General features: G+C 67.8%; 21 protein-coding genes. 13 read left to right on the plus strand and 8 right to left on the minus strand.

The window, feature by feature from the left end; all coding sequences use genetic code 11:
* Nucleotides 1–21 precede the first annotated feature (21 nt).
* Genes EV137_RS33250 through EV137_RS33260 form a run of 3 tightly spaced genes read left to right on the plus strand, consistent with a single transcriptional unit; the run spans nt 22 to nt 2655 of the window.
* Nucleotides 22–1248, plus strand: coding sequence for an MFS transporter (locus EV137_RS33250; RefSeq protein WP_166680089.1), 1227 nt, complete (start codon nt 22–24; stop codon nt 1246–1248).
* Complete coding sequence (locus EV137_RS33255) at nt 1187–2002, plus strand: ABC transporter ATP-binding protein (RefSeq protein WP_134132110.1); 816 nt, start codon at nt 1187–1189, stop codon at nt 2000–2002. The genes EV137_RS33250 and EV137_RS33255 overlap by 62 nt, the downstream gene beginning before the upstream one ends.
* Nucleotides 1999–2655, plus strand: coding sequence for a hypothetical protein (locus EV137_RS33260; RefSeq protein WP_134132111.1), 657 nt, complete (start codon nt 1999–2001; stop codon nt 2653–2655). The genes EV137_RS33255 and EV137_RS33260 overlap by 4 nt, the downstream gene beginning before the upstream one ends.
* Here the strand turns inward: EV137_RS33260 and EV137_RS33265 are convergent, their stop codons facing one another.
* Nucleotides 2656–3702, minus strand: coding sequence for a LacI family DNA-binding transcriptional regulator (locus tag EV137_RS33265; protein ID WP_134005454.1), 1047 nt, complete (start codon nt 3700–3702; stop codon nt 2656–2658).
* A gap of 4 nt (nt 3703–3706) precedes the next feature.
* The gene (locus tag EV137_RS33270; RefSeq protein ID WP_238175725.1) at nt 3707–6094 is read right to left on the minus strand and encodes a glycoside hydrolase family 3 N-terminal domain-containing protein; all 2388 of its coding nucleotides are present in this window, start codon (nt 6092–6094) and stop codon (nt 3707–3709) included.
* 268 nt (nt 6095–6362) lie between these two features.
* On the opposite strand from EV137_RS33270, the gene EV137_RS33275 reads away from it, so the two are divergent.
* The 4 genes from EV137_RS33275 (at nt 6363) to EV137_RS41815 (ending at nt 9750) form a co-directional block, all read left to right on the plus strand.
* Entirely contained in the window at nt 6363–7715 is a 1353-nt protein-coding gene (locus tag EV137_RS33275) for an extracellular solute-binding protein (protein WP_134005456.1), read from the plus strand.
* Nucleotides 7712–8641, plus strand: a complete 930-nt coding sequence (locus EV137_RS33280; RefSeq protein WP_202871257.1) for a carbohydrate ABC transporter permease — start codon at nt 7712–7714, stop codon at nt 8639–8641. The genes EV137_RS33275 and EV137_RS33280 overlap by 4 nt, the downstream gene beginning before the upstream one ends.
* 1 nt (nt 8642) lies before the next feature.
* A complete protein-coding gene (locus EV137_RS33285) occupies nt 8643–9533 on the plus strand; it encodes a carbohydrate ABC transporter permease (RefSeq protein ID WP_134005458.1) in 891 nt (296 codons plus the stop codon).
* Between the two features lie 82 nt (nt 9534–9615).
* Nucleotides 9616–9750 (plus strand): hypothetical protein, encoded by a 135-nt coding sequence (locus EV137_RS41815; RefSeq protein ID WP_255517873.1) that lies wholly within the window; start codon nt 9616–9618, stop codon nt 9748–9750.
* A gap of 19 nt (nt 9751–9769) precedes the next feature.
* On the opposite strand, the gene EV137_RS33290 is transcribed toward EV137_RS41815, so the two are convergent.
* A complete protein-coding gene (locus EV137_RS33290) occupies nt 9770–10126 on the minus strand; it encodes a DoxX family protein (protein ID WP_134132112.1) in 357 nt (118 codons plus the stop codon).
* Between the two features lie 74 nt (nt 10127–10200).
* Here EV137_RS33290 and EV137_RS33295 point away from each other — a divergent pair, with 74 nt between their 5' ends.
* Nucleotides 10201–10776, plus strand: coding sequence for a TetR/AcrR family transcriptional regulator (locus EV137_RS33295; protein ID WP_134005462.1), 576 nt, complete (start codon nt 10201–10203; stop codon nt 10774–10776).
* Here EV137_RS33295 and EV137_RS33300 read toward each other — a convergent pair.
* Nucleotides 10763–11038 carry a hypothetical protein gene (locus EV137_RS33300; protein ID WP_134132113.1) on the minus strand — a complete coding sequence of 92 codons (276 nt, stop codon included), beginning with the start codon at nt 11036–11038 and terminating at the stop codon, nt 10763–10765. The two genes, EV137_RS33295 and EV137_RS33300, sit on opposite strands and share 14 nt — an antisense overlap.
* A gap of 186 nt (nt 11039–11224) precedes the next feature.
* Nucleotides 11225–11455, minus strand: a complete 231-nt coding sequence (locus EV137_RS33305; RefSeq protein WP_134132114.1) for a hypothetical protein — start codon at nt 11453–11455, stop codon at nt 11225–11227.
* A 158-nt stretch (nt 11456–11613) separates the two neighbouring features.
* On the opposite strand from EV137_RS33305, the gene EV137_RS33310 reads away from it, so the two are divergent.
* From EV137_RS33310 to EV137_RS33325, 4 genes are all read left to right on the plus strand, one after another.
* The gene (locus EV137_RS33310) at nt 11614–13884 is read left to right on the plus strand and encodes a HelD family protein (RefSeq protein WP_238175726.1); all 2271 of its coding nucleotides are present in this window, start codon (nt 11614–11616) and stop codon (nt 13882–13884) included.
* Between the two features lie 111 nt (nt 13885–13995).
* Complete coding sequence (locus EV137_RS33315; protein WP_134132115.1) at nt 13996–16410, plus strand: transglycosylase domain-containing protein; 2415 nt, start codon at nt 13996–13998, stop codon at nt 16408–16410.
* Between the two features lie 51 nt (nt 16411–16461).
* Nucleotides 16462–18474, plus strand: coding sequence for a hypothetical protein (locus EV137_RS33320; RefSeq protein WP_134132116.1), 2013 nt, complete (start codon nt 16462–16464; stop codon nt 18472–18474).
* Between the two features lie 47 nt (nt 18475–18521).
* Complete coding sequence (locus EV137_RS33325) at nt 18522–19784, plus strand: aspartate aminotransferase type Ic (RefSeq protein ID WP_134132117.1); 1263 nt, start codon at nt 18522–18524, stop codon at nt 19782–19784.
* A 17-nt stretch (nt 19785–19801) separates the two neighbouring features.
* Here EV137_RS33325 and EV137_RS33330 read toward each other — a convergent pair whose 3' ends face one another.
* Nucleotides 19802–20314, minus strand: a complete 513-nt coding sequence (locus EV137_RS33330) for a PaaI family thioesterase (protein WP_134005471.1) — start codon at nt 20312–20314, stop codon at nt 19802–19804.
* Nucleotides 20315–20522: 208 nt separating this feature from the next.
* Between EV137_RS33330 and EV137_RS41610 the strand changes: the two genes are divergently transcribed.
* Entirely contained in the window at nt 20523–21179 is a 657-nt protein-coding gene (locus tag EV137_RS41610; RefSeq protein ID WP_238175728.1) for an excalibur calcium-binding domain-containing protein, read from the plus strand.
* Here the strand turns inward: EV137_RS41610 and EV137_RS33340 are convergent.
* Nucleotides 21119–22015, minus strand: a complete 897-nt coding sequence (locus EV137_RS33340) for a hypothetical protein (RefSeq protein ID WP_134132118.1) — start codon at nt 22013–22015, stop codon at nt 21119–21121. The genes EV137_RS41610 and EV137_RS33340 overlap by 61 nt on opposite strands.
* 47 nt (nt 22016–22062) lie before the next feature.
* Nucleotides 22063–23481 (minus strand): hypothetical protein, encoded by a 1419-nt coding sequence (locus tag EV137_RS33345; RefSeq protein ID WP_134132119.1) that lies wholly within the window; start codon nt 23479–23481, stop codon nt 22063–22065.
* Nucleotides 23482–23495 lie beyond the last annotated feature (14 nt).

Here is a 23495-nt window from a genome sequence, read left to right on the forward strand (position 1 = left end):
CGGCGGTCGATGCTGCCGAACATGAGCACGTACCGGGCGATCTTCGCCAACCGGGAGTTCCGGAACCTGTGGATCGGCAGCGCGCTGGGCAACGCGTCCTCGACGATGACGAGCCTGACGCTCGCGATCCTGGTCGATGCCGCCACCGGGTCCGCGTTACTCGCCGCGGCCATCATGTTCGGACCGTCGCTCGCGCAGGTTCTCGGCGTTTCCACGCTGATGTCCGCCGCGGACACGGCGCGTCCCCGCCAGGTGCTCACGCTGCTCTCGGTTCTCTCGACCGTTGCGGTCGGCGTCCAAGCGGCGTTCGGGCTCTCCGCCGGTCTGCGGCTCGTGCTGTCGCTCGCGGTCGCGTACGGGCTCTCGATCGGGGCCGGCGTCCGCTGGGGTCTGCTCGGCGAGGTCGTGCACTCGGACCAGTTCGTCCTCGGCCGGTCCGCGATGAACCTGTCGGTCGGCGCGATGCAGATCGCCGGCTTCGGCATCGCAGGCGTCCTCCTGCAGGCGGTCGCCCCGTCGACCGTGCTCTGGATCGCGACAGCCTGTGCCGCCCTCGCAGTACCGGTCATCCGCTTCGGCCTGCGCGACCGGGCCCCGCGCCGGGTCGCGCGGACCGGCCTCGCCGAGACGTGGCGAGGCAACCGCGTCCTCCTGTCACAGGCCCGCACCCGCCCGCTGCTCCTGGCGCTCACGCTCCCGAACGGCCTGATCGTCGGCTGCGAAGCTCTCTTCGTCCCGTACGCCGGTTCGCGCGCGGGCTGGCTGCTTGCCGCAGGGGCCGCCGGGATGATGACCGGGGACCTCGTCGTCGGCCGCTACCTGAGCCGGCATGGTCGCCGCACCGCGGCCCGCTGGTTGCGGTTCCTGCTCGCAGTACCGTTTCTGGGTTTCGCGTTCGGTCTCCCGCTCGCGGTGCTCTGCGTCCTGGTCGCGGTCGGGAGCAGCGGTTACGCCGCGTCGCTCGCTCAGCAGGAGATCCTCGTCGACCTCACGCCGGAGGAGTTGCGAGGCCAGGTGCTCGGGCTGGAGTCCGCGCTGCGGATGACGACCTTCGGTGTGGTCGCGATCCTGGCCGGTGCGCTGGCCGACCTGACTGCGGCCGCCCCGGCGATCACCGTGTTCGCGGCCGCATCCCTGATGGTCTCGATCGCCCTGACTCGACCGCTTGCCCGGATAGGCTCGCCGCATGGAAGTGGTTCGGTTGCGGAAGGTGTCCAAGCGGTACGGGCGCCGGGAGATCCTGGCTGACGTCGACCTGCAACTGAACGCCGGTGAACTGCTCGCTCTGGTCGGCGCGAACGGTTCCGGCAAGTCGACCGTGTTGCGGCTGATGGTCGGTCTGGCGCGACCGTCCGCGGGATCGGTGCAGCGCAACGCCGACGTCGTCAGCTACGTGCCCGATGTGTTCACGTCGCACGATCGCCTGTCGGCCTCGGCGTACCTACGGCACATGGGGCGGATCCGTGGACTCAGTACGCGAACGGCGAGAGACCGCTCTCTCGAGTTGCTCGACCGCCTCGCACTCTCCGGCGGCGCGGAAACCCCGATGCGCAAACTGTCGAAAGGCAACGCGCAGAAGGTCGCCCTCGCGCAGGCCCTGCTCGATCCGCCACAGTTGCTCGTACTCGACGAGCCCTGGGCCGGCCTGGACGCGACCGCTCACTCGACCCTGCGCGAACTCCTCACCGAGACCGCGGAACAAGGCGCCGCAGTCGCCTTCACCGAACACTCCGCCGAAGTCGTCCGCTCGACCGCAACCCGCGTCTGCGAACTCGATCACGGCAAACTCACTTCGCTGCGCCGGGAAACCGCCCTCACCGAGCTCCACCTGATCCCCGCCGCAGACATCGACTGGGACCATCACCCCGACGTCCTCGAGGTACGGCGTACCGGCGCCGGGGTGACCGTGCTGCTGCCGACCGGCCGTCACGACGCCGCCCTGCTGACCGCCCTGAACCACGGCTGGTCGGTCGTCAGCGTACGGCGGGTGAAGTCCGAGTGAGCGCGCTCTACCGTTACCTGCTGACCAGTGTTCTCCTCTCGCAGCGGTACCTCCCGCCGACGCTGATCTTCCTCGCCGCGATGGCCGTCGGTACGACGTCCGACAACGGCCCGCTGCAGTCGTCGTACTCGTTCTGTGTGCTGGCGATGCTTGTCTGTACGACGTGGCTCACCGTCAGCATCGTCAACCACGAGGATCCGACCCAGCGGAAGATCACGCTGGTGATGATCGGCAGCTCGCTGCGCGTCCTGACCATGACGGTCGCCGTTGTGATCACCTGGTGCGTACCGCTCCTGGTGATCGGTCTCGTCTATCCGATCGTCACCGGCAAGCACGTCGTCACCGCCGCCGACCTCGCCGTCGGAGCGGCCGCCCAACTCGGCGCGGCGATGATCGGGATCGCGATCGGCCTGCTCTGCTCGCGTCTCGTGATCCCGCGGATCGGGGTCGCGATGCTCACCGCTGCCGTCGCGATCCTCGCCGTACTGCTCCTCCGCTGGATCTCCCCGATCCGTCCGATCATGACCGTGCTGTCCGACGAGAAGTCAGCCGCCGCGAACGCCGTACCACTCACCCTGCTGGCCGCGCTCTCCGCGATCCTGCTCGCGGCCGCCGTCCTCGCGACGAAACTCCTCGCCGATCGCAAGGAATGATCAGGAAGCGGCGACCGAGGACAGGCCGTGCGGGGCGGCTGAGCCGCGGACGATGAGGGTTGTCGCCAGCTCGACGTGGTGTGAGGCGACGGGCTCCCCCGCTGCCAACTGGAGCGCGGTGCGTACGGCGACGGCGCCGATCTCGCGCAGTGGCTGCTTCACCGTGGTCAGCTGCGGAGACGCATGCCGTGCCACCTGGGTGTCGTCGAAGCCGACCACGCTCAGGTCGTCCGGGATCCGCAGACCGCGGGCGCGCGCCGCCTCCATCACGCCGACCGCGATCTCGTCGCAGCCGGCGAAGATCGCCGTCGGCCGGTCGGGCAGGTCGAGCATCATCGATCCGCCGGCCAGACCGTCGTCGTACAGGAAGTTGCTCAGCCAGATGTAGTCCTTCGGCACCTCGGCGCCGACGGCGTCCATCGCGCTGCGGAACCCGCTCATCCGGGCCTGGTTGCAGGCCGACGTCGGCGGCCCGCCGATGTACCCGATCCGCCGGTGCCCGAGGTCGAGCAGGTGCTGCGTCGCGGACATCCCGCCCGCGAAGTTCGTCGACCCGACGCTCGTGATGTCGGGCTGCGGTACGTCGGCCGGGTCGATGATCACCAACGGCAGCCGCGCGCGGGACAACGCGGCCAGGTCGGCGTCGGACAACTCGCTGGTGATCCCGACCGCGGCCCGGCGGCCGGACGCGATCAGGTCCCGTACCCAGGGGGCCGCCCGACCGGCCGAGTGCCGGCTCGGATGCGGCGGCCGGGAGCTGAGCACGACCTCGACCCCGGCCGCCGCGCCCGCGTCGAGTACGCCCTGGATCACCTCGACCGAGTAGCTGTTCAGAACGCCTTGGTAGAAGAGTTCGACCGTCTCGTGCTGGACCGGCTCCGGTCGGCGCCCGACGTACCCGTGCTTCTCGAGGACGTCCTGCACCCGCGCGCGGGTCGACGGCGAGACGTCGCTGCGCCCGTTCAGCACCTTGGAGACCGTGGCGACCGAGACCCCGGCCGATCCGGCCACCGTGGCCAGGGTGACGCGACCCTTCAACGGCGACATCTCATCACCCTCCTCCACCCTCCTCGCTAGTCAACACAGCCTTGCTGATTGTGACCGGAGTCGTCAGGACCCGGTCGTGTCCGACCACCCTCACATCACCGGTGACCCGCAGCATCGCACGACACGGCAGGTCCAGTGACGACGTGCCCACCATCACTTCGACGTCGCCAGGCTCGACGATCCGGCGCAGATCGGGTCCCGTGTACGCCGTGCGATCCGCGTGCACCCGGAACGTGACGTCGGCCGTCTGACCCGGCTCGAGCGACACCCGCGCGAACCCGGTCAGCAGCTTCAACGGCCGCGCGACCCGGGCGACGACGTCGCGCAGGTAGAGCTGCACGACCTCGTCGCCACCCCGGTCACCGGTGTTCGCCACCCGTACGGTGGCCGTGAACTCGCCGTCGGTGCCGATCTCCGGCACGCTCAACCGGAGATCGGCGATCGTGAAGTCCGTGTACGACGCCCCGTACCCGAACGGGTACAGCGGCCGGGTCTCGAGCCCGCTGATGCCCTCGCTCTCGACACTCCCGAGCGCCGGCTGCAGGTACGTACCGGGCTGCCCACCGACATGCCGCGGGATCTGCACCGGCAGCTTCCCGCTCGGCACGATCCGCCCACTCAGTACGCCGGCAATCGCCGCCGCACCTTCCTGTCCCGGGATGAACGCCTGCACCAGCCCGGCAACCCGATCCGCGAACAGTCCCAGCGCATAAGGCCGCCCTGACACCACCACCACGACGACGGGCTTGCCCGTGTCGAGCAACGCTTCCAGCAGCTCGCCCTGCACCCCAGGCAGCCGCAGATCCTCCGCATCGCAGCCTTCGCCCGACGTCCCATGCCCGAACAGCCCGGACAGGTCGCCCACGAAGGCGACACAGACCTCTGAGTCCTCGGCTGCGGCGACAGCCGCGGCGAACCCGGAGCGATCGTCGCCGGTCACCTCACAACCCTTGGCGTACGAGACGTCGACGCCGGCCAACTCGTTGCGCAAGGCCTCGAACGGAGCGACGATCGAGATCCCTGGCCCAAGCTCGGGATACCGCGGAAGCACGTGATTCGGGAACGCGTAACAGCCCATCAACGTCCGCGGATCATCAGCACAGGGCCCGACAACGGCGACCTTCGCGACACCAGAAAGCGGCAGCACCGAGCCGGCGTCCAGCAACACGACCGACTTCTCGGCCAGCTCCGATGCGATCGCCCGATTCTCCGCCGAATCCAGATCGACGCCGGACTGCACGGAGCGCTGGGGAGTCCAGTCCTCGTCCAGCAGACCGAGCTCGGCCTTCTGCAGCAGCACTCGCCGCGCCGCGCGGTCGATCAGGTCCTCGGACACCTCCCCCGCCTTCACCTTGTCCAGCAGGCTCAGGTACCCGATCGTGTCCGGCAGCTCGACATCGGTCCCTGCGGTCAACGCGAGGACCCCCGCGTCCGCGTTGTCCGCTGCCACCCGGTGCATCGACGCCAGGAACGGCACCGCCCAGTAGTCCGAGACGACCGTCCCCTCGAATCCCCAGTCCTCCCGCAGTACGTCGGTGAACAGCCACGGATCCGCGCTGGCGGGCAGCCCGTCGAGGTCGGCGTACGAGCTCATCACCGACCCGGCACCGGCCGTCGCGATCGCGGTCTCGAACGTCGGCAGGATGATGTCGAGCAACTCGCGACGCCCCATCGACACCGGGCCGTGGTTCCGCCCGGCGCGCGACGCGGAGTACCCGGCGAAGTGTTTCAGTGTCGCGATGACGCCCGCGCTCTGCAGACCACGCACGTACGCCGAGCCCAGAATCCCTACCAGATAAGGGTCCTCGCCGATCGTCTCCTCGACGCGGCCCCAGCGATAGTCACGCACGACGTCGAGCACCGGCGACAGTCCCTGGTGCACACCGACCGCCGCCATGTCGCGCCCGATCGCCGCCGCCATCCGCTCGACCAGCGACGGGTCGAACGTCGCACCCCACGCGATCGAGGCCGGATAGACAGTCGCGCCGTACGTCGTGAATCCGGTGAGGCACTCCTCGTGGACCAGCGCCGGCACACCGAGCCGCGACTCGTTCAGCACTACCTCGTGCTGCCGGACAACCTCGGCGACACCCTCCTCGACGGTCTGTGGGTAACTGCCCCAGACCCGGGTGAGATGGCCGAGCCCGTCGCGACTCGCCTCCTCCAGGGACAGCGAACCGCCGACCGAGAACACGTCCTCCATCGGTGCGACGTTGATCGTCTCGTCCGGTGACCGCTCGGCAAGTTCGTGGTCGGCCATGTCGTTGCCGGCCCAGCGACTGCCGAGCTGCGCGATCTTCTCCTCCAGCGTCATCGCCGCCAGCAGCAGCCCGGCCCGCTCGGCGGCGGGCAGCGCTGGGTCGCGCCAGGGCCGGTCAGTCGAGATGGACAAGAAAATCTCCCTTGATGAACGTTCCATTCGGTGAGCAATTATCGAAAACTTTTCGAAGCTCTCCGGTCGACCCGGCCGATCCGCCGTAGATCGATGAATCCCCTGTGCTAACAGGCGATTACGTGACCTCACTGTGACCCCAAAGTCTGCTTAGTTCAAGTCTTGACAGCAGTATCTTCGAAATCTATGTTTCGAAAACAAGTCATATCGGCAGGTGCTTCCGCAACCTGTGGGGGCAGCACGGAGTACGGAGATCACTGTGGATCCCATGACGACATCTCGGCGTAACTTCCTCGGCCTGGTCGGCGGTGGCGCACTGGCGGCCGGTCTCGCCGCGTGCGGCAGCTCCGGGCCGAAGAGCACGCCCGGTTCGACCGCCGGGGCCGGCGGCGCCGGCAGCGGGGCGACGTACTGGTTCCTCACCGGACAGCCGCAGCAGGGCATCCGGGAGGCGCAGGTCAAGCGGTTCAACGACGCGAACCCGGACACCAAACTCAAGACCACCGAGTTCCAGAACGACGCGTTCAAGCAGAAGATCAAGACCGCCATCGGCGCCGGCCAGGGCCCGACGCTGATCTGGGGCTGGGGCGGCGGCGGCCTGAAGGCGTATGTCGAAGCCAACCAGGTCGAGGACCTGACCGACTGGCTCACCAAAGAGCAGGCCGACCTGAAGAACTCGATCTTCCCGTCCGCGTTCACGGCGGCCACCGTCAACGGCAAGATCTACGCGGTACCGGGAGAGACCGTCACCCCGATCGTGCTGTTCTACGACAAGCGCGCGTTCGAGAAGATCGGCGCGGAGCCCCCGCAGTCCTGGGGCGACATCATGGACCTGGTGCCGAAGTTCAACGACAAGGGCATCGCGCCGTTCTCGCTCGGCGGCCAGTCGCGCTGGACCAACATGATGTGGCTGGAGTTCCTGTTCGACCGGATCGGCGGCAGCGAGGTCTTCCAGAACATCTTCGACGGCAAGAAGGACGGCTGGTCGGACCCGTCCGCGCTCAAGGCCCTCGAGGAGATGCAGAAGCTGATCAAGGCGAACGGGTTCGTCAAGGGCTTCTCCTCGATCACCGCCGACTCCAACGCCGACCAGGCGCTGCTGTTCACCGGCAAGGCCGCGATGATGCTGCACGGCGCCTGGACCTACGGGAACATGAAGTCGTCCGGTGGCGACTTCGTGACCGGCGGGCACCTCGGGTACATGAACTTCCCGCCGGTCGACGGCGGCAAGGGCGACCCGAGCGACACGGTCGGCAACCCGGGTCAGTACATGTCGATCTCGTCCAAGGCGACCGACGCCGAGAAGGCGACCGCGAAGAAGTTCATCGCGAACAACACTCTCGACGACGCCACGGTGGAGGCCTGGGTGAAGTCCGGCAACATCCCGGTCGTGAAGAGCGCGAAGGACAAGCTCGCGTCGATCACCGACAAGAACGACTCCGCCTGGCTGAACTTCGTCTACGACACCGCGGCGAACGCGAAGAACTTCGCCCAGTCCTGGGACCAGGCCCTCAGCCCGACCCAGGCCGAGACGCTGCTCGACAACATCGCCAAGCTCTTCCAGCTGTCGATCTCCCCGCAGCAGTTCGCCACGAACATGAACGCGGTGATTGGCCAGTGACAGTAACCGCTCCGCCCGTCGCGCCGGCGGCCACCGCACAACGTCCGTCGTCCGGCGTCGGGCGGAGCGGTGCCGTCGCCTGGATGGTGCTGCCCGCACTCTTGCTGTTCGTCCTGTTCGGCGTCATCCCCCTGATCGGCGTACTCGTCCTGAGCTTCACCCAGTGGGACGGACTCGGCGCGATCCACGCCGCCGGGCTGTCGAACTGGAAGTCCGTGCTCTCCGACTCCCAGTTGCCGCACAGCATCCTGGTGACCTTCGAGATCATGATCCTCTCGTGGGCCGTGCAGACCCCGATGAGCCTGCTGCTCGGCACCTTCCTGGCCGGCCGGCAGCGGTACCGCGCGTTCCTCGCGGTGCTGTACTTCATCCCGCTGCTGCTCAGCTCGACCGCGATCGCGATCACCTACAAGGCGTTGCTCGACCCGAACTTCGGGCTCGGTGCCGGCCTGAAGATCGGTTTCCTCACCCAGGACTGGCTCGGTAGGAGCGACCTCGCGATCGGCGTGCTGATCTTCATCGTGTCCTGGCAGTTCATCCCGTTCCACTCGCTGATCTACCAAGGCGGCGTCCGGGCGATCCCGACCACGATGTACGAGGCGGCGTCGATCGACGGCGCCGGGCGGATCCGGCAGTTCTTCAGCATCACGGTGCCGCAACTGAAGTACACGATCATCACGTCGTCGACGCTGATGGTGGTCGGTTCGCTGACGTTCTTCGACCTGATCTTCGTCCTGACCGCGGGCGGTCCCGGTGACGCCACCCGGGTGCTCGCGCTGGACATGTACAAGCGCGGCTTCATGTCCAACCAGATGGGTCCGGCGAGCGTGATCGCCGCCCTGATCGTGCTGCTCGGCCTCGCGCTCGCGCTGATCCTGCGGCGCCTCGGCGGCAGTACGACGGCCAGCCAGCAGGAAGGTGCGTGACATGGCAGTGGCGACCACCAGCAGCGGTACGACGACCCGCGCCCGGCGCAGCGGACCCGTCCGGGCCCACAAACTGCTCCAGCTGAACTGGTTCGGCGGACTGGCCGGCTGGATCTGGCTGGCGATCGTGCTGATCCCGCTGTACTGGATCGTGGTCACCAGCTTCAAGGACCAGAGCGCGTACTTCAGCCAGAACCCGTTCGCGCTGCCGTCCGCACCGACGACGAACAACTACAAACTGGTGATCGAGTCCGACTTCCCGCGGTACTTCCTGAACAGCGTGATCGTCACGGTCGGCACGATCATCCCGGCGGTCGCGATCTCGTTCATGGCGGCGTACGCGATCATCCGCGGCGCCGGCAGCAGGTTCCTTGCCGGGGTCAACGGTCTGTTCCTGATGGGGCTGGCGATCCCGCTGCAGGCGACGATCATCCCGGTCTACCTGCTGATCATCCGCATGCACCTGTACGACAGCCTGCTGGCGCTGATCCTGCCTTCGGTGGCGTTCGCGATCCCGCTGTCCGTACTCGTGCTCGCGAACTTCATCCGCGACGTACCGAAGGAACTCTTCGAGTCGATGCGGGTCGACGGCGCGACCGAGTGGGGCATGATGCGCAAGCTCGCGCTGCCGTTGACCCGCCCGGCCCTGGTGACCGTCAGCATCTACAACGGCCTCGGCGTGTGGAACGGGTTCATCCTGCCGCTGATCCTCACCCAGAGTCCCGACAAGCGCACGCTTCCGCTGGCGCTGTGGAGCTTTCAGGGTCAGTACAGCGTGAACGTCCCGGCGGTGCTCGCCTCGGTCGTCCTCACCACGCTACCGATCGTGATTCTGTACGCCGTGAGTCGCCGGCAACTGCTCGGCGGCCTGACCGCCGGCTTCAGCCGGTAGAGCCGCGGCGCCGGGCAACTCGCACAGCCTGCTCGCGACCTACCAAGGCGGTGGAGGCCCGGGTTTCCGCTCTACCGCAGTGATGACGGCGGCCGGACGCGGGCCAAGCAGAGCGCCGTACCCGACGCCGGCACGGCGTCTGGTCTTCGTGATCACGGGAGCGCAGTACGGCAAGTCCGGGCCCGTCGAGGCGGGCATCATCTCGCTGGGCGGCTGAGGCCGGCTTCAGCAGATTGTCAGAGCCTTCGGCTGCGGGGCCGGATCGCCCACGACGCAAGCGCCAGTACGGCGAACGCGCCGGGGGCGATCGTCCCGGTGTACTTGTGCGCGGCGGCGTTCGAGGCCGCCGCGCCGGTCATGTTGATCAGCACACCGGCGTACGCCCACTCCTTCAGCCGCGGCAGCCGCGGTACGGCGATCACCACTGCAGCTGCGAGTTTCGCCGTACCGAGGATCGTGGACAGGTAGCTCGGATATCCGAGGTCGATCAACATCGGGTAGAAGGGCGCCATCCGGAACAGATCCATCGCGCCGCCGACGGCACACTCCCCCACCACGATCGAGGTCACTGCCCAGTACGTCGTGGTCCTCATCGCGATCACCTTCTATCGAAACGGACCCGTACTCTTCGCTAACGGTACGATAGCGTTTCGATGGAGGTGGATCAATGGTCTCGCGAGGAGCTGGCGCGCGGCAGCGGATGCTGACGGCCGCGCTCGACGTACTGGACGAGGCCGGGCTGGCCGGATTCACGATGGAGGCCGTCGCGCGACGGGCCGGCGCGAGCAAGGCCACGCTGTACCGGCGCTGGCCGACCACGGGTGCGCTGCTGGTGGACGCGATGGACGCGACCTATCGTCCGTTCCCGACGCCCGACACCGGCTCGGTCGCCAAGGACGTCACCGAGATCCTGAACGCGTTCGTGACGCTGCTCGAACGTACGCCGTTCCCCCGGCTGCTCGCGGCGTTCATCGACGCTGCCGAACGTGATCCCGCCCTCTCGAAACTCCACACCGACCTCACGAACCGCCGCCGCGAGCCGCTGCTCACAGTCCTCGAACGCGGCCGCGACCGGGGCGAACTCCCACCCGACACCGACCCCGAACTGACCACGGATCTCCTCACCAGCCCGTTCTTCTACCGCCACTTCGTCGCCCACCGCCCCATCCCCCGCCGCATGGTCGCAGACGTCATCACCCGCGTACTGAATCCGGGCAGTGCTCGTGGACTCACGGACTGCTAACCTCGACGGTCCGGTTGGCCAGTGGGGTGATGAGTGCTTTGGCGGACGAGAAACCCGATGCGAACAGCTGGTTCGACAGACACACGAGGAGTGCGTGGATCGCTGCCGGGGCGTCGATCGTCGCGGCTCTGATCGCCGCGTTGGCACCGGTTTTCGCCTCCTCCGGCGATGACAGCACCACCGTCGCCGGCCCGTCCGTGGCACCTACTTCGTCGAGTTCAGCGCCTACGTCGCCAGCGGCACCGATTACGACCCCTCCCACCACGCCGACTACCACTCCGGCTCCGACGCCGCCCCCGCCGCAGACCCCGGCACCCAGCCGGACCTCGCCTCCGGCCGCGATCCCCAGCACCTCTCTTGTCGCAACTCAACTGTGGAAGGGCGCGCTCCTGCTCGACACCGAGCCCAAGGACCTGGACGCCGCACCACCCGAGCGTGTCGGCTATTCCTACAACGGCGACGTGGCCATGGAGCTGAACCACGAACTGCTGTCCTCGAACGGCACTCTGGTCGCGCAGTGGTCCGGCGCGACCAGCACTCTGCCGGGGTACGCCGAATGCTCGGCAGCAGTCGACACCTTTGGCAGCCGGGAGCCGGCGAAGCTGTCGAAGAGAACCGTGCTGTGCATACGCACCAGCGAGCAGAACATCGCCAGACTCAAGGTCACCTCGGTGGCCACGGGCTGGAGGTCAAAACCACGTTCGACGTCGTCATCTGGAACGCCGGCTGACCCGGCGTTGCCCGCCGCCGCAGAAATAGGTACCGTTGTGTGTTTGTGCCGGAAAACAAAAAGAAGCCCTCTCCGGGCTTCTAGGTTCAGAATATCGGAGCCTTTCGGTGAAAGCAACAACGGGATCGGGGGCAGGAGTGCTGGAGCAGGAGATCGCTGTAGAGCAAGGCGAAGTGACGATCATGTACGAACGGCTCGATGTGCTGCGCGAAAAGGCGCGTGGCGAACTGGGCCGGGTGCAGGTCGAGGAAACTACCGGGACGGATCAGGCCCGGTCGGAGCGGGAGTCGTTCACGGATCTGTTCTCCGGGCGGTTCTCGCAATTGTCGGCGGTGGAACGCGGATTGTGTTTCGGGCGGATCGACGAGACGGCCGGCGACCGGTTCCACATCGGCCGGATCGGGTTGTTCGACGACGACTACAACCCGCTGCTGATCGACTGGCGGACGCCCGTCGCGCAAGTGTTCTACCGGGCCACCGCGGCCGAACCGCTCGGGGTCAAACGCCGCCGTCACATCCGGCTGCACGGCCGGACCGTGGTCGGGGTCGACGACGACCTCCTGGACGCGGACGCGATCGACGACGGCGAACGCAGCACGCTGATCGGCGAGGCGGCGCTGCTCTCGTCGCTCAGTGCGAGCCGCACCGGCCGGATGAACGAGATCGTCGCGACGATCCAGTCCGAGCAGGACGAGATCATCCGGTCCGGCCTGCCCGGGGTGCTCGTCGTACAGGGCGGTCCGGGCACCGGCAAAACCGTGGTCGCGCTGCACAGAGCGGCGTACCTGCTCTACACGCATCGCGAGCAGCTCGGGCGGAGCGGCGTACTGGTAGTTGGACCCAACAGCACGTTCCTGCGCTACATCGACCAAGTACTCCCCTCGCTCGGTGAGACCGATGTCGTGCTCGCGACGGTCAGCGAGATGTTCCCGGGCGTCGCCGCGACCGCGCCCGAGCCGGCCGTAGCGGCGCGGATCAAGGGCAACCTGGCGATGGCGGACGTGATCGCGCAGGCGATCGCCGGCTTCCGGGTCGTCCCGGCCGAGCCGATCCGGCTGAAGGTCAACCAGGACGAGCTCGTACTTCGGCCGGACGCGATCCGGAAGGCACAACAAGGCGCCCTCGCGGCGCAGCCCCTGCACAACCGGGCCCGGCCGCTGTTCGTCCGGCGCGTCCTCAAGATCCTCACCAAGCAAGTGGTCGACCGCATCGGCCGGCAGTACGTCGGGGATGCGGACATCGAGGACATCCAGCAGGAACTGTTCGACGACGACCGGGTCCTCGAGCTCCTCGACCAATTGTGGCCCGAGCTCACACCGCAGCTCCTCGTCTCGGTGCTGTTCTCCTCGGACGACCGGCTGGCCGCCGCCGCGCCGCATCTCAGTGCCTCCGAGCGTTCCGCCGTACTGCGTCCACTCGCCGCGGACTGGACTGCGTCGGACGTCGCACTGCTCGACGAGGCGGCCGAGCTGCTCGGCGAGACCGCGGATGTCGTTGCCGGACGCAAGCGCCGTGCGGCCGAGGACGCTGCTGCCGAGGAGGCCGGCCGGGAGTACGCGCACGGCATCGTCGACATCGAGCTGACCGCCGAGCGGATCACCATCGAGCCGTGGGAGATCGAGCAGTTCAAGGATCTGATCGCCCAACGCACGCGCGTGTTCAACCGTCCGGCGAGTAGCGCCGAAGGCACCGCCTACGACCGCAACTGGGTGTTCGGCCACGTCATCGTCGACGAGGCCCAGGAGCTGTCCGCGATGGACTGGCGGATGCTGATGCGCCGCTGCCCGCGCCGGTCGATGACGATCGTCGGCGACATCGCGCAGACGGGTTCGGCCGCCGGCGTACGGTCCTGGGCCGAACTCCTCGACCGGTACGCCGCCCGCCGCTGGCGCACCGCCGAACTGACAGTCAACTACCGCACCCCGTCCGAGATCATGGCGGTGGCCGGCGACGTCCTCGCCGCCATCGACCCGACCTTGCAGCCACCCACCTCGGTCCGCGAAACCGGCACCCGGCCGCTGCTCCGGAACGTCCCGCCCGACGAACTACCCGACGCGGTGCGCACCGCGGTCAAGTCCGAGCGAGAACACATCGGCGATGGCCGCCTTGCCGTGATCGTCCCGGCATCCCGGTACGGCGAGTTCGCCGCCGTACTCCCAGAAGTTGCCCACAGCCACGACCCGTCGGTCCTCGACGGCACCGTCGCCCTCCTCGACGTAGCCCAGTCCAAAGGCCTCGAGTTCGACGCGGTCCTGATCGCCGACCCAGCCACCATCGTCCAAGAATCCGACCGCGGCCTCTCCGACCTCTACGTAGCCATCACCCGAGCCACCAAACACCTGACCATCCTCGGCGAGCTCCCCGACGTCCTGGGATGATCGTCGGGTAGTGAAGTTATGGTTACTGACGGTAAGATCGTTGGGTCAATGTGTAAATTCCGTAACGAGGAGACTCCCGGAAAGCACTCTCCTCACGTAATCTGCCCAACCATGCACAGAGGCGAGCGGCGGGCCAAGCGGCCCAACGTCGTGTGGTCCGTGTTCGTGTTCCTCGTGGTCAGCGCGCTCGCTGGAGCGCTGACCGCCGGGCTGGCCCTTCCCTTCGCCGGTCTGGCCGGGGTGACCACGGCCAAGGCGCACGACACGGTGCAGTACCTGCCCCAGGACCTGCAGACGGCGCCGCTTGCGCAGAAGTCGATCATCCAGGACGCGGACGGCAAGACCATCGCGACGCTGTACCAGCAGAACCGGACCCCGGTCTCGCTGAAGGCGATCAGCCCGCTGATGCTGAAGGCAATCGTCGCGATCGAGGACGACCGGTTCTACGAGCACGGTGCGCTGGACTTCAAGGGCACCCTCCGCGCGCTGCTGCGCAACCAGTCGTCCGGCGGGGTCCAGCAGGGCGGCTCGAGCATCACCCAGCAGTACGTGAAGCTGAGCCTGATCAACAAGGCCCGCACGCCGGAAGAGGTCAAGGACGCCACCGCCGAGACCTACGAGCGGAAGATCGCCGAGCTGCGCTACGCGATCGCGGTCGAGAAGGAGATCCCGAAGACGGAGATCCTGAACCGCTACCTGAACCTGGCCTTCTTCGGCGACCGTTCGTACGGCGTCGAGGCCGCAGCCATGCACTACTTCGGCGTGCACGCCGCCAAGCTGACACTGCCGCAGGCCGCGATGCTGGCCGGCCTGGTGAAGAACCCGAGCGGGTACGACCCGATCGACAGCCCGGTGCGCGCCAAGGCCCGTCGCGACGTCGTCCTGCGCCGGATGAACGAACTGAACATCATCACCGCCAAGCAGGCCCAGGACGCGATCAGGACCCCGGTGATCGACCCCAAGAAGGTCCGGGTGATTCCGAGCGGCTGCGCGAACTCGACGTACCCGTTCTTCTGCGAGTACGTCGTCTCCAAGCTCAAGGCGAACAATGCGTTCGGCAAGACGCCGGAGGAGCGCGAGAACTACATCGAGACCGCCGGCCTGGTGATCAAGACCTCGCTCGACCGGAAGATACAGGCCGCCGCCCAGACCGCGATCGCGCAGCATTCGAAGACCGGCGACCAGGCCGTCGCCGCGATCACCATGGTCGAGCCCGGCACCGGCCTGGTGAAGGCGATGGCACAGAGCCGCACGTACGGCGGGAAGAAGGGACAGACGGCGTACAACTACAACGTCGAGAAGTCCTACGCCGGTGGATTCGGCGGGTTCCAGAACGGTTCGACGATGAAGGCCTTCACGATCGCCGCCGCGATCGGCAAGGGCGTGCCGACGACGTACCGGATCCGCTCGCCGCAGACGATCAGCCTGGGCGGCCAGAACTTCAGTACCTGCAACGGCCCGATCTCGGTCGACTCGTACACCCCGAAGAACTCCACGAAGACCGTCCTCGACCCGTCGATGGTCGACGCGGCCCGTGCGTCGACCAACACCTACTTCCTGCAGCTGTCCCAGCAGATCGGTCTCTGCCCGATCACCACGATCGCGTCCCAGCTCGGCATGTACGACGCGCAGACCTTGAAGCCGCTGGAGCAGGTGGTCTCGTTCACGCTCGGTTCGGCGGGTCTGATCACACCGCTGATGCTGTCCAACGCGTACGCGACGTTCGCGGCTCGCGGCATGTACTGCAACCCGCAGATCATCACGTCGATCGCCTCGCTGAAGACCGGCAAGGCGATCCCGACGCCCGGCCCGAACTGTCACCGGGTGCTGTCGCCGGGGGTTGCGGACGGTGTCAACTACGTGCTGCAGCAAGTGATGGCGAAGGGCGGTACCGGCGGCAAGCTGAAGTTCGGTAAGAGCGACCTGGCCGGCAAGACCGGTACCATCGACGAAAACCAGGCCGTCTGGTTCGCCGGCTACTCGTCGAAGCTCGCAGCCGCCTCAGTGGTCGCCGACGCCGACCCGCCGGCAAGCAACCTGATCAACCAGGTCTTCAACGGCAAGAAGCTCGAGGACGCCTCGGGTTCCGGCACCGCGGGCCCGATCTGGAAGTCCGCGATGCAGGCGGCGTTGCAGGGGCTGCCGACCACCAAGTTCGTGAAGGCGGACGACAAGGTCATCCGCGGCAACGTGAAGGATCTGCCGTACCTGAAGGGCATGACGCCCGCGGACGCGGGCGCGAAGCTGCTGTCGATGGGCTTCAAGGTCCAGATGAGTCACGGCCCGCAGGTCGACTCGGACGCGCCGGCCGGGACGGTCGCCTGGACGAACCCGCGGCAGGAGGACGGCGCACCCGAAGGCGCGACGGTCCTGCTGTACATCTCCAACGGCAGCAAGGCCAAGCCCACGCCGCCGCCGGTCACCCCACCGACGCCACCCGTGACGCCGCCGACCGTCAAGCCGCCGCCCGGGTTCCCGACCTGCCCGCCGTGGGACCCGCGCTACCCCAAGTGCAAGGGCCGCTGACCCCGGTTCTCGCCTACCGTTCGGAGTCCACATCGAACGAGGGGTGAGGGTGTGCGGCGTCGCAAGCTCGCGGTCACAGGTCTGATCGGTTTCGTCCTCGGGGCGTTGATCGCCACGGTGATCGTGGTCCTCGTGACCCGGGACGACTCCGCTGCCGGCACGTCGGCCGAGAAGACCGGCAAGTCGAGCGCGAGCGCCCCGCCGTCCGCGAGCGGTACGGCGCCGGTGCCCAGCGCGACCCCGGTCACCGCCAAGCTGCCGAAGCTGAACCTGTCCGCCGCGAACCGCCGGGCACCGCTCCCGGGCCTCCCGGACTGGAGCAAGGCCGGCTACCGCGAAGGTGCCGGACTGCCGGATGGGTCGAAGGTCAACCCCGACCAGAAGTGCAAGATCGGCGCGGACCGGCTGGCGAGCGAGTACGGCGTGAAACCGGACGACTCGAAGGACGACTCCGACGGTCTGCAGAAGGCGATCGACGCGATCCGGACGGGCTGCTCGGAGCAGGCGTCGTACGACAAGCTGTCGCTGATCGAGCTGCCCGCAGGTCAGCTCGACGTGTCGAAACAGCTCGGCGTGGACGCGGACTACCTGATCATCCGCGGCGCCGGCGCCGACAAGACCCACTTCGTGTTCCGGCCCGACGAGAACACCCGGTACGACGCACTCACCAAGGACGGCGGCGACTGGGACGAGGACGGGATGGAGTTCGAGGACGGCACCGGCGGCTGGCTGTGGCCGGGGCGCGGGCTGTTCCGGGTGCAGAGCCGGGGCGTCGATCCGGACTACCAGGCGGCGTACGAGAAGGCTCCGGCCAATCGCAAGGATCTCTTCGAGGGCACGGTCAACGTGCACTGGAAGGCGGGCCTGAAGCTCCGCGAGAAGCCCGGTGGCGCCGGGTTCGCCGCCAAGGCCGGGGACACGGTCATCTACCTGGACGAGAAGGCCAAGCTCGACACGGTGAAGCCCGGCGGGTACGTGAACGTGCGCGCCGCGAACACGATGAAGTTCTACGAGCAGCAGCAGGCGCTGCCGACCGAGCACGCGCTGCAGAACCTGCACATGCGGCAGCAGATCTTCACCGTCAACGCCGTCGACGAGGCACAGCACACCGTCACGATCGACAAGCCGCTGGAGTACGACGTACCGGTCGACTCGACCTCGGACGGGTCGGAGAAGATCCTGAACAAGTCGTACGCGTCGAAGCTGTCGCCGCTCGTCGATCCCGTACTCGGGGTCGGGCTGGAGAACTTCTCGCTCACCCAACCGGTCGACGCCAAGGCCGCCGACGCGGTGCACAACTACGGCAACCTCGCGCCCGCGGACGAGCTGCACGGGGTCGTGCTGAAGTGGGCCGTGAACTCGTGGGTGCGCGGCATCCGGACCACCATGACCGGCTCGCACGCGATCGTCACCGAGGAGGCCAAGAACCTGCAGATCCAGGACAACGTCTTCGACGGCGCCTGGAACAAGGGCAAGGGCGGCAACGGCTACCTGCGCGGCTCGCGGGTCTGGGACTCGGTGTACGCCGGCAACATCTCCCGCGGCCTGCGGCACCTCACCCTGCAATGGTCCGCCTCGGGCAATGTTGTCATCGGCAACGACCTGGACTCGGACCTGAACCTGCACGGCGGCTGGGAACGCCGCAACCTGTTCGAGCTGAACACCGTGCACGTTCCGTACGAGCACCGCTCCGCGAACTGCAGGTCGAACTGCGGCGGCGAGGGCGGCGAGCAGAAGGACGAGTCCACCTGGTACCCGATCTGGTGGGGCGCCGGGCCGAAAGCGGTCAAGTGGTCCGGCGCGACCGGCCCGCAGAACGTCTTCTTCGACAACACCCTGACGAAGCAGGCAACGGCCGCCGGCCCGTACCAGCCGTACCTCGCCAACGCCCACACCATCTACCAGTTCGGCTGGAACGGAACGACGTACCAGCACCTCACCCAGAACACCAAGCCCATCCCCGACTGGGCCGGCCACGAACAAGACGACTTCACCAAGTCCGCCGGCGTCGACGCCACCAAGACCGACCCAGGTCAGTCCCTGTTTCTGCGCTCCGTCGGGTGATCACTAGGCTGGGGGTCAACACCTAGTACTTGGGAAAGGACTCCTCTGTGAGTGTCGATGAGTTGGTTGGTCAGGTTGAGCGGGCGCGGCGGGATTACGAGGCGCTGGTGGCCAAGGGGCTCAAGTTGGATCTGACGCGGGGGAAGCCGTCGCCCAAGCAGCTGGATGCGGCGAACGGAGTGCTGGAGCTGAGCGGTGACCCGGTATCGGCGGACGGTACGGATCTGCGGAACTACGGCGGGCTCAACGGGCTGCCCGAGGTGCGGGCGATCTTCGCCGAGGACCTGCAGGTGCCGGTCGAGCAGTTGCTCGCGGCCGGGAACTCGAGCCTCGAGCTGATGCACGACGCGATCGTGTTCGCGCTGCTCGGCAAGGTGCCGGGCGCCGAGCAGCGGTGGGCCGACGTCGAGGGGCTGACGTTCCTCTGCCCTGTTCCGGGGTACGACCGGCACTTCGGGATCTGCGAGCGGTACGGGATCAAGATGGTCCCGGTGCCGATGACGCCCGAGGGCCCGGACATGGACGTCGTCGAGCGGCTGGTCGCCGAGGACGCCGCGATCAAGGGCATCTGGTGCGTGCCGAAGTACAGCAACCCGGACGGCACCGTGTACTCGGACGAGACCGTACGGCGACTGGCCGCGATGGACACCGCGGCGCCGGACTTCCGGATCTTCTGGGACAACGCGTACGCCGTGCACCACCTGACCGACTCCCCCGCCCAGCTCGCCGACGTGCTCGCACTGTGCGCCGAGAACGGGCACCCGGACCGGGCGTTCGTGTTCGGGTCGAGCTCGAAGATCACCTTCGCCGGCGCCGGCGTCGCGTTCTTCGGGTCCTCGCCGGCGAACATCGAGTGGTGGTTGAGCCACACGGTCAAGCGCAGCATCGGGCCGGACAAGATCAACCAGCTGCGGCACGTGCAGTTCCTCCGCGACGCCGACGGTCTGCACGAGCACATGCGGACGCTGGCCGCGCTGATCCGGCCGAAGTTCGACGCGGTCGACAAGATCCTCACCGCCGAGCTCGGCGGCACCGGCCTCGCGTCCTGGACGGCACCGGCCGGCGGCTACTTCGTCAGCCTGCAGGTCCCCGAGGGCTGCGCCCGCGAGGTCGTCGCCAAGGCGAAGGCGGCCGGGATCGCGATCACCCCGGCCGGCGCCACGCACCCGTACGGCGACGACCCGACCGACCAGGTCATCCGGATCGCCCCGACGTACCCGGAGCTGCCCGAGGTCGAGGCGGCGATCACCGGTCTGGCCACCTGCGTCCGGCTCGTGGCGAGCGAGAAGTTGCTCGCCGACAAGAGCTGATCAGGCCGGAGCCGCTATCAGGTCTGGGGCAGTTCGAAGATCAGGCAGTTCGACGTTGCGTGGGCGAGGAGTTTGCCGCGTTCGTCGTACAGGTGGGACTCTGCGACCGCCGTACGACGACCGCGGCTGATGATCCCGCCCTCGCAGCGCAGCAGGCCCGAGTCGATCGTGACCGGCTTGATGAAGCGGGTCATCAGGTCGAGTGACGTGTAGCCGACGCCGGCCGGCAGCGTCGAATGGACCGTGCAGCCGGCGGCCGTGTCGAGCAGTGTCGCGATGACGCCGCCGTGCACCGTGCCGAGCGGGTTGTAGTGGAACTCGGCCACCGGCATCAGCACCGTGACCTTGCCCTCCTCGACCTCGATCCCAGTTCCGCCGACCAGGTGCAGGATCGGCGGCGCCGGGAGCTCCCCGTCGCGCATCGCCCGCAGCATCTCGAGCCCCGACGAGCGGCCGACCCGGGCCGCGGTCTCGGCCGGATCCGCCCACGAGAACGTCCGGCTCCGGGTCGCCTGCTCAGTCTCCGTCATGGACCGAGCCTCACACCGCCGACCTGGGTCTGTCAACGAGACTTAGCACTCAGCATGGGGTCGCCTGGTGTCACCGGGCGACGCCGTACCGCGACCTGGTCCGGGCGCGCGTCGACGTACAAGCGTTTAAATGTTGGGCTTTCGGGACCTCCTGTCTTCCTTCGTCCGATCCTCTCGCTAGGCTGCTGCCCGTACTGGGGGAGGAAGAGTGAGGCAGTTCAACGCACCGCCCGATTGGCCCGACCCGCCGACCGCGCGATGGCGACCGCCGAAGCGCTGGCGTCCGCCCGAGTCGTGGCCGCCCGCACCGGCGGGATGGAGGTTCTGGGTCGACGAGGCCGGCCGGCCGGTTCGCGGTCCGATGGGTCGGTACGGCGGACCGAGCAGGATCAAGCTCGGCGCGGTCGCAGCCGTCCCGCTCGCGCTGATCGCGGTGGTGCTGCTCAACCCGTTCGGCGGCGGTGACGACTCCGCGAGTACGACGCCCGTGCGAACCTCGGAACCCACGGCGGCGCCAACGAGCACACCGGTCGCGGAGCCAACGGCCATCGCGACGACTCCGGAGCGAATCGAGAGTCCCGAGGCCGGCCGGACGCCGACACCGACGCCGACCGAGAGCCGGACGCCGAGTGCGACGCCGGTGGGCACGGAGCCGACCCCGACGCCGACCGAACCGTCGCCGGCGATCTCCCCGACGGAGCCGAGCCCGACGACGGCGCCGGTCACGAGCACCACGGTCGTGTTCCGGAGTTGTGCGGAGGCTCGCGCGGCGGGCAAGGCGCCGCTGCACCGCGGGGATCCGGGCTACTCGGCGGCGCTCGATCGCAACGGTGACGGCGTGGCCTGCGACCGCGGCAACTCCTGACGGATCCCCTCGTTCCACAGCTCCTGCGTCTGGCTGATCCAGAAGGCCGCGAACAGCAGGATCAGCGTGCCCTCGATCCAGAGGACCGCGTGATCCCAGCCGAAGACCTTCTTCCAGCCGAACATCAGCAGCGGTACGACGACCATCGCGACCGCGATCACGGAGTACCGGTTCGCCGGTGAATGCGGGACCGCGTGCTTGCGTTGCTTGCGCCGGAACTGCACCGCATTCAGCACCACGACCGCAACGATGCACGCGAACATCACGATCGCGGCCGCGTAGTGCGCGTTGCCGATGAACCCGGACCGGTCGACGAGGAACCACGCCAGCCCGCCGCCGAATATCACCACGGCGACCGCGAGGCCGAGCACGTACATCGGTGTCCACCCTGCCGGCTGCCGGACCCGGTCCCGGGCGATGAAGACCGCGGTCACCAGCAGGCACGGTACGCCGACCACGAACAGCGCGAGCATGTTGTTCGCGACGTTCGCGGCCGCGTCGCCGAGCGCGACCGGCACCGAGTGACACGTGCCCTGTCCCGGCGTCGGCACGAGCGCGACGCCCGGGGCCAGGATGCCTGCCACGTTGAGCAGGATGTCCTCCGGCTCGGTGTTGCCCTTCAGCACCACCATGCAGACGCCGATGGTGATCAGCGAGCCGACGAAGATCGCGCGCACCGGCGTGTAGTAGTACGCGCTGATCGACGTCTGCAGACAGTGTGGATCGGTTTTCGCCCACTCGATCACCAGCGCGGCGGCGAGCAGGAGGATCATCGCCGGCATCGCCATCCGCAGGTACCGATAGGTCTTGATGGAGTAGCCACCGGGCACAGTCATCCACGGCCCCCTCGACACGAGCTCCCTGGTGCCGTCAGTATGCGCCGTCAGGGGCGCACCACGAGAGGCCGAAACGCCGCCTGGACCTGCGTGTCGCTCGGGGTCACGCTCTCGTTGTCCGTACTGCTGGAGCTCAGGCGGTACGGGCAGGCCTCCCCCGACATCTGCACGATGGTGGACAGCACCAGGCGCCCGGTGCGTAGCTCGTACACCTTGACCGGGACCGTGACCTTGCGGAACGTCACGTAACTGACCTCTCCGCCGTACGGATTCGACTCCGGTACGTACGGGCAGGTCTGCACTGCCGCGCCCTGTCCCGGCGTCTCGGTACACACGACGATGGTCGCCCGGTACGGGTCGTCGATCGACCATGCGGCCGGCAGCTGGTCGGCGTACTGGGAGCCGTCGCCGAGGAAGATCGCCGGGTTGAAACCGCGGTGGTACGGCTTCGCGCCGCTGTACTTCGCGGGACTCGAGCAGTACGACCCGTCCAGCACCAGGTTGCGGACGTTGTCCAGCTCGATCGCCAGCGTGGCCTTCACGAGTCCGGCGCGCGCCCGCGCCGCCTGCTTGGCCTTCGGGTACGTCGTGACGAGCCGCTGGTACGTCGCTCGCGCGGTCACCCAGTTCTTCCGGGACGCATAGTCGTCGCCGCAGGCCAGCAGTGCATTGGGCTCGATCCGGGGTACGACGGCATTGGCGCGATCGAGCAAGTTCTTGGACAGCTTGCGGGTCCGCAACCACGCGGTCAACGTGATCTGCTCGCACGACTCCATCGTCTGCAGGTCCTTGACGAATCGATCCATGACGGCACCTGCGGTCGCCTGCTGCCGCGGGTCGGAGGCGATCGGGCCGAGCATGCCGTAGCCCTCCTTGACCGAGTCCACGTCCCCCAGTCCCACAGCTGTCCCGAGGTGCGACCTCACCGTTTCCAGCCTGCCGCAGATCTCCACGTCGCTGTCACCGCGGTCCATGTCCTTCCCGGCGACAAGGCGGTCACCGAACCAGACCTCGTCCTGCGCCTGCACGACCTTCGCGCAGTCGCCGGCCCGCCGCGCTGCGGTCACATCGTCGGCGACATCGGCAGCACCGCGCTTGAGCACGACGCCCGACGCCACGACCGCGAGCGTGACCACAGCGGCGACGATCCGCTTCGGGATACTGGCCGTCCGCTCCGGTGGCCGGGTCGCCAGGAACAGTCCGTGCAGCACCTGCAGCAGTCCCCACCCCAGCAGGCCGAACTGGTACGCCGTGTCCTTGCGCTGGTACATGAGGACGAGGAGTACCGCCGTACCGGCGAGGCCGAGAAGACCGAAGAACCAGCGGCGGATCAGGAAGTAGCCGAGGCCGAGCAACGAGGCGTTGCCCAGGGCAACGGCCAGTGGATCGTGCGGCCGCAGCCGCTTCGGCGGAGGTCCCGGGTACGGCGTGCCTTGCGGAGGCGGGGGCTGCTGCTGGTAGGTCACCTCCACCACTGTGG

The sequence above is a fragment of the Kribbella pratensis genome (assembly GCF_004366075.1).
Taxonomy (GTDB): Bacteria; Actinomycetota; Actinomycetes; order Propionibacteriales; family Kribbellaceae; genus Kribbella; species Kribbella pratensis.